The sequence below is a fragment of the Amycolatopsis mediterranei genome (assembly GCF_026017845.1).
Lineage (GTDB): Bacteria > Actinomycetota > Actinomycetes > Mycobacteriales > Pseudonocardiaceae > Amycolatopsis > Amycolatopsis mediterranei.
Genome location: NZ_CP100416.1, coordinates 6,500,335 through 6,515,193 on the forward strand (window position 1 = coordinate 6,500,335; position 14,859 = coordinate 6,515,193).

Annotated in this window: 13 protein-coding genes and 2 pseudogenes; 8 read left to right on the plus strand and 7 right to left on the minus strand. The window is 70.5% G+C overall.

The genetic code is table 11. The features are described 5' to 3' along the window. Window positions 1-22: 22 nt before the first annotated feature. Window positions 23-2,515, plus strand: coding sequence for a tetratricopeptide repeat protein (locus tag ISP_RS28625; RefSeq protein WP_013227419.1), 2,493 nt, complete (start codon window positions 23-25; stop codon window positions 2,513-2,515). A 150-nt stretch (window positions 2,516-2,665) separates the two neighbouring features. On the opposite strand, the gene ISP_RS28630 is transcribed toward ISP_RS28625, so the two are convergent. Then, window positions 2,666-3,454 carry an oxidoreductase gene (locus tag ISP_RS28630; RefSeq protein WP_013227420.1) on the minus strand — a complete coding sequence of 263 codons (789 nt, stop codon included), beginning with the start codon at window positions 3,452-3,454 and terminating at the stop codon, window positions 2,666-2,668. A 58-nt stretch (window positions 3,455-3,512) separates the two neighbouring features. Between ISP_RS28630 and ISP_RS28635 the strand changes: the two genes are divergently transcribed. Beyond that, window positions 3,513-4,076: a TetR/AcrR family transcriptional regulator gene (locus ISP_RS28635; RefSeq protein ID WP_013227421.1), complete on the plus strand. Its 564-nt coding sequence runs from the start codon at window positions 3,513-3,515 to the stop codon at window positions 4,074-4,076. A 55-nt stretch (window positions 4,077-4,131) separates the two neighbouring features. Here the strand turns inward: ISP_RS28635 and ISP_RS28640 are convergent. The 3 genes and pseudogenes from ISP_RS28640 to ISP_RS28650 all read right to left on the minus strand — a co-directional run bounded on the left by ISP_RS28640 (window position 4,132) and on the right by ISP_RS28650 (window position 6,095). Continuing rightward, a pseudogene (locus tag ISP_RS28640) lies at window positions 4,132-5,266 on the minus strand (RNA polymerase sigma factor). Continuing rightward, a complete protein-coding gene (locus ISP_RS28645) occupies window positions 5,184-5,597 on the minus strand; it encodes a YciI family protein (protein ID WP_230468411.1) in 414 nt (137 codons plus the stop codon). The pseudogene ISP_RS28640 and the gene ISP_RS28645 overlap by 83 nt, the downstream one beginning before the upstream one ends. A 195-nt stretch (window positions 5,598-5,792) precedes the next feature. After that, window positions 5,793-6,095 carry an ArsR/SmtB family transcription factor gene (locus tag ISP_RS28650; RefSeq protein ID WP_034285256.1) on the minus strand — a complete coding sequence of 101 codons (303 nt, stop codon included), beginning with the start codon at window positions 6,093-6,095 and terminating at the stop codon, window positions 5,793-5,795. A gap of 84 nt (window positions 6,096-6,179) precedes the next feature. On the opposite strand from ISP_RS28650, the gene ISP_RS28655 reads away from it, so the two are divergent. The 3 genes from ISP_RS28655 (at window position 6,180) to ISP_RS28665 (ending at window position 10,418) form a co-directional block, all read left to right on the plus strand. Then, complete coding sequence (locus ISP_RS28655; RefSeq protein ID WP_013227425.1) at window positions 6,180-6,851, plus strand: haloacid dehalogenase type II; 672 nt, start codon at window positions 6,180-6,182, stop codon at window positions 6,849-6,851. A gap of 411 nt (window positions 6,852-7,262) precedes the next feature. Then, entirely contained in the window at window positions 7,263-7,445 is a 183-nt protein-coding gene (locus tag ISP_RS28660; RefSeq protein WP_013227426.1) for a hypothetical protein, read from the plus strand. Window positions 7,446-7,730: 285 nt separating this feature from the next. Next, window positions 7,731-10,418, plus strand: a complete 2,688-nt coding sequence (locus ISP_RS28665) for an RICIN domain-containing protein (RefSeq protein ID WP_013227427.1) — start codon at window positions 7,731-7,733, stop codon at window positions 10,416-10,418. A 230-nt stretch (window positions 10,419-10,648) separates the two neighbouring features. Here the strand turns inward: ISP_RS28665 and ISP_RS48140 are convergent. Together ISP_RS48140 and ISP_RS28675 are read right to left on the minus strand one after the other, a co-directional pair. Continuing rightward, window positions 10,649-10,846, minus strand: a pseudogene (locus ISP_RS48140) (BTAD domain-containing putative transcriptional regulator); the annotation flags it as partial. Window positions 10,847-11,010: 164 nt separating this feature from the next. Continuing rightward, on the minus strand, window positions 11,011-11,859 hold the full coding sequence (locus tag ISP_RS28675; protein ID WP_013227428.1) for a LysR family transcriptional regulator: 849 nt from the start codon (window positions 11,857-11,859) through the stop codon (window positions 11,011-11,013). Window positions 11,860-11,958: 99 nt separating this feature from the next. Here ISP_RS28675 and ISP_RS28680 point away from each other — a divergent pair, with 99 nt between their 5' ends. The 3 genes from ISP_RS28680 (at window position 11,959) to ISP_RS28690 (ending at window position 14,421) form a co-directional block, all read left to right on the plus strand. Continuing rightward, window positions 11,959-12,690 (plus strand): SDR family oxidoreductase, encoded by a 732-nt coding sequence (locus ISP_RS28680; RefSeq protein ID WP_013227429.1) that lies wholly within the window; start codon window positions 11,959-11,961, stop codon window positions 12,688-12,690. Window positions 12,691-12,734: 44 nt separating this feature from the next. Beyond that, on the plus strand, window positions 12,735-13,334 hold the full coding sequence (locus tag ISP_RS28685; protein WP_013227430.1) for an NADPH-dependent F420 reductase: 600 nt from the start codon (window positions 12,735-12,737) through the stop codon (window positions 13,332-13,334). 76 nt (window positions 13,335-13,410) lie between these two features. Beyond that, window positions 13,411-14,421, plus strand: a complete 1,011-nt coding sequence (locus ISP_RS28690) for an alpha/beta hydrolase family protein (RefSeq protein ID WP_013227431.1) — start codon at window positions 13,411-13,413, stop codon at window positions 14,419-14,421. A gap of 113 nt (window positions 14,422-14,534) precedes the next feature. Here ISP_RS28690 and ISP_RS28695 read toward each other — a convergent pair whose 3' ends face one another. Then, window positions 14,535-14,672 carry a hypothetical protein gene (locus ISP_RS28695; RefSeq protein WP_013227432.1) on the minus strand — a complete coding sequence of 46 codons (138 nt, stop codon included), beginning with the start codon at window positions 14,670-14,672 and terminating at the stop codon, window positions 14,535-14,537. Between the last annotated feature and the right edge of the window lie 187 nt (window positions 14,673-14,859).

Genomic DNA, 14,859 nt, shown 5'->3' on the forward strand with positions numbered 1-14,859 from the left:
CCGCGGCTTCTACGCTGGGCGCATGGCGCCGTCGCAGGAGAGACCGCCCCGCCCCGCCGTCACCAACACACTGGTGGGGACCAACGCCGGGTACTCGGTGCAGGCCGGGAACATCGATCAGGTCAACTTCTACGGGCCGCCGGCCCGGCCGCCGGCGCGGCGCGCGTTCCTGCCCGAGTACGGCCTGCCGCCGAGGTTCGGCCCCAGTTTCCTGCTGCGCAGCGAATACCAGGTCATCCCGTTCCACGGCCGGCACGGCGAACTCGCCGCCCTGACCGCGTGGTGCGCCGCCGACGAGGAGACCGGCGTCCGGCTGATCACCGGACCGGGTGGCCAGGGCAAGACCCGGCTCGCGTTGGAGCTGATCACCGGGGCTGCCGAACAGGGCTGGTTGGCCGGGCGGCTGCGCCCCGGCTGCGACGAGCAGACCCTGTGGGACCTGTGCGGCGCCGGCGACGGCACCCTGGTGGTGATCGACTACGCGGAAACCCAGCCGGCGCTGCTGACCACGTTGTTCCGGGCCGCGGCCGAACGCCAGGAGGGCAGCGGCCCACTACGGCTGCTGCTGCTCGCCCGCAGCTCGGAGGCCTGGTGGCCGCAGCTGCGGATCAACGCCCCGGATCACCTCGCCGCACTGTGGGACGACGACGACACCGAACGCGCCCTGCCCGTGCTGTTCGACCGCGCCGCCGACCGGCCCCGCCGGTTCGCCGAGGCGGTCGCGACGTTCGCCGCGAAACTCGGCCTGCCCGCCGACGGGGTGGCCGAACCCACCGACCTCGCCCAGGACCGCTTCGGCCCGGCCCTGGCCCTGCACATGACCGCGCTGGCCGCGCTGCTGGACCACCAGGGTTCGGAAACGCCGCCATCAGCCGCCTTCCGCGACCCGGCCGGCCGCGTACTGGACCACGAACAGCGCTACTGGGCGGACGCCGCGCGGGCCGCCGAACTGCCGTACCACCGGCCCCGGCTGCTGCGCGCGGTGATGACGGCGGCGACCGGATGCGGCGCGGACCGCCGGGAGCAGGCCGTCGAGCTGCTGGGCCACCTGCCGGATCTGGCCGGTGAGCACGAGCGCGTCCTCGGCCGGTACGCCGACTGGGTCCACGAGCTGCACCCGGGCCCGTGCTGGCTGAACCCGCTGCAACCCGACCTGCTCGGCGAGCGGTTGCTGGCCGACGCGCTGGCCGAACAGTCGGAGCTGGCCGGCGCGCTCGGCCGTGGGGCCACCGGACCGGACCAGCAGGGGACGCTGTGGACCGTCCTGGGCCGCGCGGTGGACCGGCATGCGGCGGCACGGTCCGCGCTGCCCGCCATCCTCGCCGCCGGCCCGGACACCCTGTGGCTGGCCGGCACCCTGCTGGTGTCCTACCTGCCCCGCCCCGACCTGCTGCTCCCCGCGTTGATCGACGCCATCGACGACGTCACAGATCCGCGGATCCTGGTGGGCGGGGTGGACCACCTGCCGCACGCCCATCGCAATTCGGCGCTCAAGATCGCGGCCGCCGAGCGCGCCCTGCACCGGTTCGGCGAACTCCCCGAACGCGATGTCGCGGTGGAGGCGAGCCTGTGCTCCGATCTGGCCGACGGCCTTGTCTCCGCCGGCCGTTTCGAGGAGTCGTTGGACGCGCTGCAGACGGCGATCGACCTGTACGGCGAGTTGGTCCGCAGCCGGCCCGAGCAGTACGCGTCCAGGTATCTCAGGGCGAAGGCGAACTACGCCGCCCAGCTGGACAATTGCGATCGTCACGACGAGGCGCGCGAGGTGAACGAGCAGGTAACGAAGGATGCGGAGCGCTACGGCCTGGCCGACGACGGCTACCTGATCGCCCAGGTCCTGTGGGGCCGCTCGGCGATCTTCAAGCACCTGGAGCGGCCGTTGAAGGCCGAGAAGATGATGGCCAGGGCGGTGGGCACGTGCCGGGAGGCCGCCAATGGCGGAGACAAGTACGCCGCCGCCCAGCTGCCGATCATGATCATGAACCTGGCCAACCGGCAAAGCGACCTCGGCTGGCACGAGGAAGCGCTGGCCACCATCGAGGAATCCGTACGGCTGATGCGCCGGCTGGACCACGCGTACCCCGACCCGCTGAACCCGACCCCTCCGCAGATTCTCTACAACTACGCGCAATGCCTTCTCGACCGCGATCGGCCCGAAGAGGCCAGGGCGGTGATCGTCGAAGCGGTGCACCGGCTGCGGCGGGTGACCGAGTTCAACACCGGAAGCCTGTGGCTGCTGTGGTCGGCGTTGCGCCTGTGGGGCGTGCGGCTGTGGAAGAGCGACTTCAGCGACGACACCGTCCGCGCCGAGTACGCGGAACTGGCCGCCCTGCAGGACCGCGACGACTGGCCGATCGACGGCCTACGGGGCGAAAGTGCGTTCAGCGCGTGGATGGGCTACGGACTGAAGCTCTTCGAAGCCGGCGACAAGGATGAGGGCACACGCTGGATGAACCGCGCCCGTGACCTGCCGTACGGACGCATGAACCGACCGCTCTTCAGCGACCTCATCTGACAGCCGGCGCCCGTGAGCTTTGCCGGCCGGCCCGCGTGATTTCACGATGTTCCTCCGGATTGCCGATAATTGCCCGGCGATGCTGTCAGCCGCCGTCGACAATCCGTCGACAGTGCTGGTACGTGCGGTCCGTCCTGGCCGCCGCGGCTCTCAGACGACGGGCAGGATCCCGCCGTCCACCCGGTACTGCGCCCCGGTCAGCCAACGGGCGCGGTCGGAGGCGAGGAACACGACGAGTTCGGCCGCGTCTTCGGGTGAGCCGGGCCGGGCCATCGGGACGTTGAGGCTGGTGGCCAGGTCCCGCTGGGCCTGCTCGAGGCTGACGCCGCGGCTCTCGGCGATCTTGCGGTGGTGGGCGATCGCCCCCGGCGTGGGGATGAAGCCGGGCAGCACGTTCACCACCCGCACGCCGCTCGGGCCCAGCTCGGCGGCCAAGGCCCGGCTGTAGGTGTTGAGCGCGGCTTTCGCCGCCGCGTAGGCGACCTGGCCCGGCTGCGGCAACCGGCTGGCGATCGACGAAACGTGGACGACCACGCCGCGCCCGCGTTCGACCATCCCGGGCACGAGGTGCCGATCGAGCCGGACCGCGCCCAGCAGGTTGAGCGCCAAGTCGCTCTCCCAGCTCTCGTCACTGCGGACCAGGGTGTCCGCCGGCGGCGAGGCGCTGCCGGCGTTGTCGACCAGGACGTCGACGCCGCCCGCGGTGTCGAGCACCCGGCGGGCCAGGTCCGCGGCCCCGTCGGCGGTGGCGAGGTCGGCCGCGAAGAACGTCGCGGGCAGTTCACCTGGCTCCGGCGGTGTGCGGGCGGAGGCCAGGACGGTGGCCCCGGCGGCCGCGAAGCGCCGGACGATCGCCGCTCCCAGTCCCCTGCTGCCGCCGGTCACGAGCACCCGGCGGCCGGACAGTCCTTCGTGGACGACGTCTTGATCGGATTCCATGCCGCCGAAGATACCTGACTTACGCGTAAGTCAGTTTGCCGGGTGGGATGCTGGGGGTATGAGCGAACGCGCCGACGGCCGGCGTACCGACACCCGCGAGCGCATCCGCGCCACCGCCCTGGAGATGTTCACGACGCAGGGGTACGAGCGGACCACGCTGGCCGAGGTCGCGGACCGGCTCGCCATCACCCGCCCGGCGGTCTACCACCACTTCCGCAGCAAGGAGGACGTGCTGACGAGCTCGTACGGCCGGGTCCTGCCCGAGCTCGCCGAGCTCACGGAGTCCCTGCAGCCGACGCCGGCGCCCTGGCAGCGGCGCAGCGACGCGTTGGACCGGTTCGCCGAGCTCATCCGGAGCGAGCACGGCGCGTTGCTCGTGTGCGCCCGGGTGAACGAGCACGCGCTCGCCGGCCTCCCGGCGGCGGCCGAGCTGCTCCACCACCTCGACGCTCTCACGCGCTCACTCGGCCCGGCCACCGACATCGAGGGCCGCATGCGCGCCCGGCTCGCCCTGAGCACCCTGGTGATGGCCGAGTCACGCGGCGCGCAGCTCGGCGGAACCGCGGCGGAACGGGCTACCGCGGCGCTCGCGCTGGCCCGTGAACTGCTGAACCCGAAGTAGCGTCCTGGACCGAGATGGGGTCTTCGCGGGAGTTCGTTCCGATGTGCGGGTCGGGTCAAGTGGCTGCGCTCGAGGCGCTCCTGGAACGGACCCACCGGACGTGATCGCTCAGCGCGCACCCCCGGCCGCCGCGGCCGAGGAAGTCCCGTTCGGCGTCAGTGGGCGCCAAGCCGGCTGCTGGCCGGTAAGCGGCCTGCGCTTCGTCGCCGCGGCCCAGCCGGCGCAGCAGATCGGCTCGGGTGGCGTGGAAGGCGTAGTAGTTTGCGAGGTCCAGCTCGTCGACCAGCGTGAGGGCAGCGTCCGGGCCGTGGACTTCGGCGACGGCGACAGCGCGGTTGAGCTCCACGACCGGCGTGGGCGCGAAGGCAAGAAGTTGGCCGTAGAGAGCCAGGATCTGCCGCCAGTCGGTCTGTGCGGCGGTCGCGGCGCCGGCGTGCACGGCGTTGATGGCCCGCCTGGATCTGGTAGGGGCCGGGCTGGTTGCGACGGAGGCACCGTCGGACGATCGCCTGACCTTCCTCGATCAGGGCGAGCAGCCCGGACACCTCGGGTTCGCCGGGCATGAGTTCGGCCAGGATCCGCGTCAGCCGGATCGCCTCCGCGCAGAGGCCGGGTCTGGTGAGTCCCGTGGCGTAGACGACGGCCAGCACCGACCGCAGCCGTCCCGGCAGTTCCTCCGCCGCCGGGATCCGGTACGGGATGCGGGCGGCCTTGATCTTGCGTTTGGCGCGGACGAGACGTTGCGCCATGGCCGGTTCGGTCACCAGGAACGCCCGGGCCACCTCCGCGGTGGACAGCCCGCCCAGCAGCCGCAGGGTGAGCGCCACCCGGACCTCGGCGGCCAAAGCCGGGTGGCAGCAGGTGAAGATCAGGCGCAGCCGGTCGTCCGGCACGACGTCCCCCTCTCCCGGATCGTCCTAGGCGGCGAGCACGGCAACCTTGCCGAGCAGCTCGCGGCCCCGCGCGTCGCGGCGCAGCCGGTCGATGAGGCGCTTGCGTGCGGTGGTGGTGATCCAGCCACCGGGATTGGGCGGCAGCCCGTCCTGGCGCCACTTGACCATGGCGACGGCGAACGCCTCCTGCAGCGCGTCCTCGGCGAGGTCGATGTCACCGCAGAAACCGACGAGGGCGGCCAGCGATCGGCCTGACTCCGTGCAGAAGATGCGGCCGACCACGGCCTCGTCGACCACCTCGGTCAAGCCATCGGCTCGTCGGCGAAGCCGGCGAACGGGCGAACGGGCGAACCTCGATCGGCACCTTGATGCACCCGGTGACCTTGGCCGCCCAGCCGAGTGCGGCGTCGAGATCGGCGGCCTCGATGACGTAGAAGCCACCGAGATGATCCTTCGACTCCGCGAACGGGCCGTCGGTCGTCAGCAGCTCTCCGTCCGACTCGCGCACGACGGTGGCCGTGTCCGGCTCGTGCAAGCGGCCGGAGAACACCCAGGCACCCGCGGTCGCCATCTCCCGCTCGATCTCGCCGAGCCGCGCATGCGATTGCCGCATCTGCTCCTCGGTCAATCGCCTCGGCTCGCCCTCATCCGGGCGTCACTGCGCGACAGTCGTGAGTTCCACCCCTCACCACCGGTCACGGCCACAGCCGTTGCTTGACACGATCATTGAAACTCCTCCGGATCGGCGGGCCTGTCCCGCATCATCACCCCACTACGAACGGGCCGTACCCGGATCGACACCGCAACGCCGGGAAATTCCGCGCTAGCGGGTCAGCGCAGTCAGGGTGGCGAGCAGTCCGGGGAACTGCTGCTCGAATTCCGCCCGGCGCAGGCGGACGAAGGTGCCGTTGCCGGCGTCACGCTGCACGATCAGCCCGGCCTCGCGCAGCGCCCGCCAATGGTGAGTCTTCGTCGACTTCGCCACCGGCATGGGGAACGAGGAGCACGCGCGCTCACCATCGGACGCGTCAGCGGCGAGTTCGACGACGACCGCGCGACGCAACGGGTCCGCCAGTGCGCGGAAAACTTGCCCGAGGTCGACTTCGCCGATCGGCGGCACCACCATGTCCACACGAACCCCCTCGACGTAGGTACGACGGTTATCGTACCCTCCATAGGTACGACATTCATCGTACCTATGGAGGTGTGCATGCTCTGCGTGTTCGACGTCAACGAGACCCTGCTCGACCTGGCCGCGCTCGACGACTTCTTCGCCGGCCTCACCGGCGACCCCAGCGCCCGCCGGGACTGGTTCGACCTGATGATCCACAATGCTCTGGCACTGACGGCGGCCCGAAGCTACCAGCCGTTCGGCAAGATCGCCGCAGCGTGCCTGCCGGCCATCGCGGCCACCCGCGGCCGCACCGCAACCCCCGAGCACCAACGCGAACTCGGGGAGCGCCTGCGCCGGCTTCCGGCCCATCCCGACGTGCACGAAGCGATCACCCGCCTCCGCGCCGCCGGGTTCGGCGTGGTCACCCTGACCAACTCCGTCGCCACCGTCGCCGAGGACCAGTTGCGCAACGCCGGTCTCCGCCCGCTGGTCGACGCCGTCTACTCCGCCGACCAGGTCGGTCACCTCAAGCCGGCCCCGGAGCCCTACCAACTCGTGCTGGCAACCGAGCAGGTCGCCCCCTCCGACGCGGTCCTGATCGCCGCCCACGGCTGGGACATCACCGGCGCGGCGGCGGCCGGCCTCGCCACGGCGTTCGTGAGCCGAGGCCGGCACCGGCCACTCCCCGCCTCCGGCACGCCCACCTTCACCGCGACCGACGTCGACGACGTCGCCACCCAACTCATCGCCCGGCACGCCGGCCGATGAATCCGGACGCGGACAAAGGCACTGCACGCTGCTCGCCAGGCCGCCGCAACAGTGCCGGGACCGGACGCCCGAACCACTCACCGCCGAGCACCTGGACCACCTGTCCGTGACTCGCCTTGGCATGCTCGACGTACCACCGGAACCGACCGGTACCGTCGCACAGCTCCGTCCCGGCGCGACACTACTGAAGTTGGCCGCGACCGCGGTCTGGGTGCGTCACCCGGAGGAGCTCCTGCGCCGGTTGCCGGAGCGACCACGGCCGAAGGATGTCGAACGGGCCGCGCAGTACGCGGCGGTTCGCGAAACGCTGCGCGCCGAACGGGTTCCGCTCGGCTTGGTGCGATTCACGGCCGAGGCTGAGTGCGGCGGAAAGTGCAACGCCGCGACGATGGCGCGTTCCTCGAAGCTGAAATGCGATTCGACGATCGCGGCCAGACCGTGCAGCTCGCCGAGCACACGTGCGGCCACGGCCGCATCCGGTTCGGCCGTGATCCCGCCCAGTACCTGATCGAGCTGCCGCTCCGGCGCGCAACCAACGACGGGGCCCAAGTCATCCAGTGGACCGCCGACGGCGGGCACCCAGTCGCGGCCTGAAAGTTTCCCGGAATTGCGTTGGTCTTTGAAAGTTTCGCGGGATCGCGCTCTTCTTCGTCGCAAGCCACAGACTTGTTTGACACCACGAGTCGACCCCGCTTATCGTTCTGGTCGAACCGGTTCGAACACGATTGCCTACCGACCGATGTCCTGCTCCGCGGGCCTGGAGGCGGTAGACGAGTCCATAGTGGACCTCTCCATTCCGGCGGCCCCGGCGGGTAGTGACGATGGGTCCGATGATCGGTGTATCCCCGTAGACGCGACACCCGCGAAAGGGATTTCTTGATGCGTCAGAACAGCCCTCGCACGCTATACCGGCGTTTCGCCCGCGCAGCGCTGGCCGGCGCCACACTCCTCGCGATCATCGACGCGGGACAACCCGCCGCAGCACAGCCGGCCGTCGCAACACAGCCGGCCCTCGCAACACAGCCGGCCGCCGCGGCCGCAGCTGCCGGCGCCGCCGCGATCGCCTCGGTCGACCTGGCCGGGACGTGGAGTTTCACGCCGGCGGGCCGGGGGGCGACCTCGATCACCGTGCCCGGCGGCGGCTGGTACAAGCAGGGCTTCACCGACGTGAACGAGGCGGTGTACTCGCGCACCATCACCGTGCCCGACTCGGGTCAGCCGCAGTCGACGTGGATCGAGTTCGGGGCGGTCAACCACCAGGCGACGCTGTCGGTCGACGGCCGGGTGGTGGCGACGCAGACCACGGCGTTCACGCCGTCGAACTTCGACATCACCGCCTACGCGGCCCCCGGCAGCACCCACACGATCAGCGTCGACGTGAAGGGCCGCGGCGCGTTGAAGGCGTCCAACGGCCGGTACCTGGTGCCCGACGCCGCCGAGTGGTCCGAGGCGGTCCCCCAGGGGATCTACCGTTCGGCGTTCCTGCGGACGTACCCGGCGGTGTCCGTCAGCGACACATTCGTGCGTCCGTCGGTGGCGAACAAGACGCTGAGCTACGACGTGTCGGTGCGCAACACGTCGGGCAGTTCCCGGTCGGTGACGTTGACCGGGTCGCTGTCGTCCGACAACGGAACGGCTTTCAGCTACCCGGAACTGCCCGGCCGTACGGTCACCGTGGCCGCCCACTCGACCGCGACCGTGACCGTCGGGCCGGTCGCGTGGAACCTCGACAGCACCTCGTACTGGTGGCCCAACGTGCCGTACCGGCCGGGGTACCGGGCGCAGCTGCACCGGTTGGCGGTGCGTGCCGTCACCGATGACGGGCACACCAGCGACACCACGTACCGGTTCGGGTTCCGGGAGGCCACCCAGAACGGTGACTACTACTACCTCAACGGCGTGCGCGTGAACTTCCGCGGCGACAACCTGCAGGGTGCCGACTACGACCGGATCAACAACGGCGGCAAGGGCGACGCCTACGACACCCTGCCCGGCTTCCTGCCCGCTTCGCCGAACAACGGCGGCTGGCCGCAGACGGTGGACAACTACCAGCGGCTCAACTTCAACGTGCTGCGCGTCCACCAGGAGCCGGCCAGCCCGTACATGCTCGACGTGGCCGACGAGATGGGCCTGATGCTCATCGACGAGACCGCGATCCGCGGCTCCCAATCCGGGCAGGACTGGATCGCCGGGCACGACAACATGGTCAACCACGCCCGTGCGCTGGTCCTGCGCGACCGCAACCACCCCGCGGTCATCCGCTGGAGCCAGGCCAACGAGCCGAACCAGAGCGGCCAGGATTCCGAACAGTTCGAGAAGGACCTGTACGCGGCGATCAACGGCGCCGACGGCACCCGGCCGGTCATTGCCGAGCTGGGCGTCGGCGCGAATATCAACAGTTACCCCGGGATGACGTACCCCAACTTCGCGGTGATCTCGCACTACATCGACGGCTTCGGCAGGTACGGGGAGGGCGTGGTCACCGCGAACGGTCGGCCCGACGGCGAGGGCGAGTACATCTGGCCGGCGTGCAACACCAAGCAGGGCTTCGAGTGGTTCGCCACGGCAACCCTGGCCAAGCGCGGCAAGAACGCCACCGACCTGCGTCCGTACACGCTGCTGTCCGCCTGGGCCGGCGTCGTGCCCGGAGTGCGGACCACCGACTTCACCCCGGAGGAGGGCGGTCACCCCATCTACGGCGCGGACAACCTCCCGGACCCCTGGAACAACCCGCAGATCCAGCGCGTGCAGGCGGCGTACAACCCGGTGGCCGCGGTCGACCTCCCGTTCTGGTCCGCCTCCGGCGCCTCGGACGCAGGCGGCACCTTCCCGCTGCCGCAGGCCGTGCCCGGCTACGCCCGGAACGCCACGGTCACCCGCAACATCACCGTCTTCAACGACGACCTCGCCGACACTTCGGTGGGCTTCACCTGGACGGCGCGGCTCGACGCGCCGGACGGCGCGGTCGTCGCGTCCGGAAGCACGACCCTGACCGTCCCGCTCGGCTCGCGGGTCACCCAGCCGGTGTCCTTCACCACCCCGGCCACCGGCAACCGCGTGTACCTGCAGCTGTCGACCACGAAGTCCGGTAGCCCCGTCTTCACCGACGCGGTGGAGTACTTCAACCTCGCCGGAGGCGGCGGAGACGGACCCGCACCGGGCACCTACCACATCGTCAACCGCAACAGCGGCAAGCCGCTCGCCGTCACGGGCAACTCCACCGCGGACGGTGCCAAGGTGGTCCAGCAGAGCGGCACCGCCACCTGGACCATCGCCACGACCTCCGACGGCTCCTACACCCTCCAGTACGTCCCGAGCGGAAAGGTGCTCGACGTCAACGCCGGCAGCAGCACGGCCGGGCTGCAACTGCAGCAGTGGACGGCCAACGGCGGCACCAACCAGATGTGGTACCTGCGGTCCACCGGCAACGGCTACTACACCATCGTCAGCCACGACAGCGGACTGGCGGCGGACGTCTCCGGTGCGGCGACGAGCGACGGGGCGCAGGTCGTGCAGTGGGCTGCCAACGGCGGGGCCAACCAGCAGTGGCAGCTGAACCGGGCCTGACCGGACGACCCGGTTCTCGCCTGCTGCCGGCTCCGAACGTCGGCAAGCGACCACCGCCGAGCACCTTGTCTCCGCTCCCATCGTCCTGCAACCATGCCGCGACCGCGGCCGGCCGGCTGCGGTCGGGGATCACGCCGGACGATCTGCTCGCCTTGGTCAACGGCATCGCCCCGCCGCGCCCGGCGGAGTGCGCCGAGCGCGTCGCCCTGTCGTCCAGCCCGGTACAACGCCAAGGCCAGCAGCCGCCAGCCGTCCTCCCGCAACGGGTGGGCCTTCACCTGGGCTTCCAGGTCGGGCACCACTTCGCCCGCGCGACCGGCCGCCGGCATCGCCTCGGCCGGCCGCTCCACGGCCGGCAGCCGGAGATCGTCGAGCCGGTCGATCTCACCGCGAGCCTGAGCCTCGTCGGCGAACGGCGGCCGCGCCACCGCGCGAGTGCCTCGTCCACTTGCGACGACGTCGCGCCGGGCGTGGTCGCCGCCACCTCGAAACGCCCCGCGTCAACGGCGTCCGGTGCCCCCGGAGCGTGTACCCCCGGCCGGGACGTCACCAGCAGGCGCGCCGACCGCGCCCGCCTGCGGCACGGGCCAGGTCAGAGTCGCAGAGCTGTTCGGACGAGGTCCGCGACCGGGCGGGAACGGCTGTGCGGTGGCCAGGCGATCACCGTGGTGATCGTTGGTGCGTCGGCCACCGGTACGGCGACCACGTCGTCGCTCAGCTGGGAGCGGCAGGAGTCGGGCGCCACCATCAAGCTCCGGCCGAGAGAGATCAGCTGCAGGAGCTGGGTGTGGTTCTGGACCTCGGGGCCGGGACCGGCCGGGTAGCTGCCGTCGGGCCGTGGCCAGCGAGGCAGGGGCAGGTCCGGTACGTCGGCCAGGTCGTTGAGCGCCAGGTGCTCGCGGGTGGTCAGGATGTGCCCGGCCGGGAGGATCGCGACCTGTCCTTCGGTGCGGAGCTCCTCGATGTCGAAGTGTGCCGTGTCGTCGTGCGGCTGGTGCAGTATCGCCACATCCGCGCGGCCGGTGCGCAGCAGCCGGGTCTGCTCTCCCGGGCCGCAGAGCGTCACGTCGACGCGGATCGACCCGGGTTCGGCGGCATAGGCGTCGAGCAGTTTCGCCAGCAGCTCACTGGAGGCGCCGGCTTTGGTGGCCAGGACGATGCCGGGATGGTCGGCGGCGGCGTGGGCCGCGCGCCGAGTGCGATGCTCGGTGGCCTCGACTGCGTCCAAGGCCACCCGTGCTTCGCGGAGCATGACCTTGCCGGCCTCGGTCAACGTCACCGAGCGGCTGGTGCGCTGCAACAGCGCTGCGCCCAGGCGGCGTTCGAGTTGACTGATCGCGCGTGACAGCGGTGGCTGCGCCATGCCCAGGCGCTGTGCTGCCCGCCCGAAATGCAATTCCTCGGCGACGGCGACGAAGTACCGCAGCTCTCGGGTTTCCACGTAGCCAAGGGTACTCACCGACGATTCATACCGCTGAGGTATCGCCGCTGACCCGGACGGTCTTGGACCTGCCGACTCGCCGGTCGCATGATCGATGGCATGAGTGAAGCGAAGATCGCCCTGGTCACCGGGGCGAACAAGGGCATCGGGTACGAGATCGCGGCCGGTCTGGGAGCGCTGGGCTACCGCGTGGGTGTCGGTGCCCGCGACGAGAAGCGGCGGGACGATGCGGTGGCTCGGCTGCGTGCCGGCGGCGTCGACGCCTTCGGCGTCCCACTGGACGTCACCGACGACGACAGCGTCTCCGCGGCCGCGGAGCTGATCACCCACCACGGCGGACGGCTGGACGCGCTGGTCAACAACGCGGGCATCACCGGCGGCCACCCACAGCAGCCGAGCAACGTCGATCCGGCCGTGATCCGCACGGTCGTGGAGACCAACGTCATCGGCGTCGTCCGGGTCACCAACGCGATGCTGCCGCTGCTGCGCCGCTCGCCGTCGCCGCGGATCGTGAACATGTCCAGCAGCGTCGGGTCCCTGACCCGCCAGTCCGGCCCCGGCAGCGAGACCACCACCGGCCCGGTCGCGGTCGCCTACGCACCGTCGAAGACGTTCCTGAACGCGGTCACCCTGCAGTACGTGAAGGAACTGGCCGGCACGAACATCCTGATCAACTGCGCGTGCCCGGGCTTCGTCGCCACCGACCTCAACGGATTCCGCGGCATCCGCACCCCGCAGCAGGGCGCGGCGACCGCGATCCGCCTGGCCACCCTGCCCGACGGCGGCCCCACGGGCGGGTTCTTCGAGGACGCAGGCGTCGTCTCCTGGTAGGCCACGCGCCCCCTGATCCCCGCACCCCGGAAAGAAAGAAAATCATGAAAATCGCGATCCTCGGCACCGGCAAGGTCGGCTCGGCTCTCGGGTCACGGCTGGCGGCTACCGGTCACCACGTGACCTACGGGTCGCGCACCCGCGCGGGTGAGCCAGGAATAGCCGGTCAGCGCGAGGCCGTCGCCTCCGCCGACGTGGTCATCACCGCCATTCCCGGCACCGCCGTGCTCAGCACTCTGGAAGAGATCGGCGAAGAGGTCCTGGGCGACAAGATCGTGCTCGACCCCTCGGCCGCCTTCACACCGCAGATGACGATGGCCTACCCGGGCGACAGCGTCGCCCGGCAGCTCCAGGCGCGATTCCCGCGAGCACGGGTCGTGAAGGCGCTCAACACCATGAACGTCACCATCATGGTCGACCCGCTCGCCTCGCTACCGCACGCGACTGTCTTCGTCAGTGGTGACGACCGCGCGGCCAAGACCGAGGTCACGGGCCTGCTCAACGATCTTGGCTGGTCCGCCGGCGACATCTTCGACCTGGGCGGCGTCGACACCGCGCTGGCCACCGAGCACGTCGCCCCGCTGTTCTTCGCGACCGTCAGGGTCCTGGGGAGCCCCAAGTTCAACATCTCCCTCTCCCGATGATCGACCCGCAGCCGGCTCAGCGGCTGCGGGAGCCGGGCGAGCGCCTCCTCAACACGCCACATCCAGGAGAACTACCGTGAACACCCTCTTCACCGAAGCCGCCGGCCTGCCCGTCAACGCCGCCCAGCCGGTCGTCACCTTCGCCCCCGTGACATTGACCGTCCCCGACCGGCCCGCGCCGTTGGAGATCAAGGTCTCCGCACCGGTCAGCGGGAAAGGCCTGCCCGTCATCCTGCTGTCCCACGGCCACGGCGCGTCCAACTTCCTCGCCTCGTTCCACGGGTACGGACCCCTCGCGAACTTCTGGGCTGCGCACGGGTTCGTCGTCCTGCAACCCACCCACCTGGACTTCCCCGGCCTGGGCCTGCGCGACGACGTCACCGCAGGTGGGCCGCTGTTCTGGCGTTCCCGGGTGGAAGACATGCGCTTCGTCCTCGACCACCTCGACGACATCGAGACGATCGTGCCCGGACTGGCCGGACGGGTGGACCGGACCCGGATCGCAGCGGTGGGCCATTCGCTGGGCGGTCACACCGTCGGCATGCTGTGCGGCATGGCGGTCACCGACCCCCTCGACGGGACCGTCCTCGATCTGCGCGACGACCGTATCGCCGCCGGCGTCATCATGGCCGGCCCCGGCGCCGGCGACGGTCTCGCGAGGACGGCCGCCGAACGGTTCCCCGACCTCACGACCACCAGCTTCACCACGATGACCACCCAGGCCCTCGTCGTCGTCGGCGACGAGGACCACAACCCGATGTTCAGCGACCGGCAGGACTGGCGTGCGGACGCCTACCACCGCAGCCCGGGACGCAACAAGACGCTGCTCACCCTGCAGGGCGCCGGGCACATGCTCGGCGGGATCTCCGGGTACGACGCCGGCGAAACCACCGACGAGAACCCCGAACGCGTCGCCGCCGTCCGCGCCCTCATCTGGGCCTATCTCCGCAGCACCCTGAACCCCGGCGACCCGGCCTGGGCCGATGCCGCAGCCGCCCTGGCCGCACAGCCCACGCCGCCGGGCCACATCCAGACCAAGGACAACGTCGTCGACGAGCCAAGCGATCAGCTCACCGGCTGTCGCTAGTCCGAGGGTGTCGCGGCCGCCTGCACCGAGGCGAGCGGCGCCGCCGGTAGCCAGAAAGGTGCGCCTTCGGTCCTCGGCAGCCGATGGACGTCCCACGACATAGGAGTTTCCTGTCACCAGGTGAGGTGCAGCGCCTTCAGGCCGAACACGACGCTGAAGGCGCGGAACTCGTTGCGGTCGTCCGGTTCGGCCAGTGCGAGCGGGGGGAAGCGGTTCAGCAGGACCGGAAAGGCGATGATCTCGACCAGCACGTCACCCCGAGCCGGCGGTCATGCACCCGGCAGCGAAGGCCGTGTAGCCAGACCGAAGGCCACCGTTGGTCCCGGTGACGACGGTCAGGCCGGGAATGTTGGCCGCGGTCCACTTGCTTCCCCCGGCTATATTTCTCAGGCTGTCATCATTGACACATTGCGTCAACAGGGTCTCAATGCGACTAAA

What these genes read in the sequence shown, in the direction of transcription:
- ISP_RS28625 (WP_013227419.1), top strand. Translation starts at nt 23, where the DNA reads ATGGCGCCGTCGCAGGAGAGACCGCCCCGCCCCGCCGTCACCAACACA.
- ISP_RS28630 (WP_013227420.1), bottom strand. Translation starts at nt 3,454, where the DNA reads ATGGAATCCGATCAAGACGTCGTCCACGAAGGACTGTCCGGCCGCCGG.
- ISP_RS28635 (WP_013227421.1), top strand. Translation starts at nt 3,513, where the DNA reads ATGAGCGAACGCGCCGACGGCCGGCGTACCGACACCCGCGAGCGCATC.
- ISP_RS28650 (WP_034285256.1), bottom strand. Translation starts at nt 6,095, where the DNA reads ATGGTGGTGCCGCCGATCGGCGAAGTCGACCTCGGGCAAGTTTTCCGC.
- ISP_RS28655 (WP_013227425.1), top strand. Translation starts at nt 6,180, where the DNA reads ATGCTCTGCGTGTTCGACGTCAACGAGACCCTGCTCGACCTGGCCGCG.
- ISP_RS28660 (WP_013227426.1), top strand. Translation starts at nt 7,263, where the DNA reads ATGCGATTCGACGATCGCGGCCAGACCGTGCAGCTCGCCGAGCACACG.
- ISP_RS28665 (WP_013227427.1), top strand. Translation starts at nt 7,731, where the DNA reads ATGCGTCAGAACAGCCCTCGCACGCTATACCGGCGTTTCGCCCGCGCA.
- ISP_RS28680 (WP_013227429.1), top strand. Translation starts at nt 11,959, where the DNA reads ATGAGTGAAGCGAAGATCGCCCTGGTCACCGGGGCGAACAAGGGCATC.
- ISP_RS28685 (WP_013227430.1), top strand. Translation starts at nt 12,735, where the DNA reads ATGAAAATCGCGATCCTCGGCACCGGCAAGGTCGGCTCGGCTCTCGGG.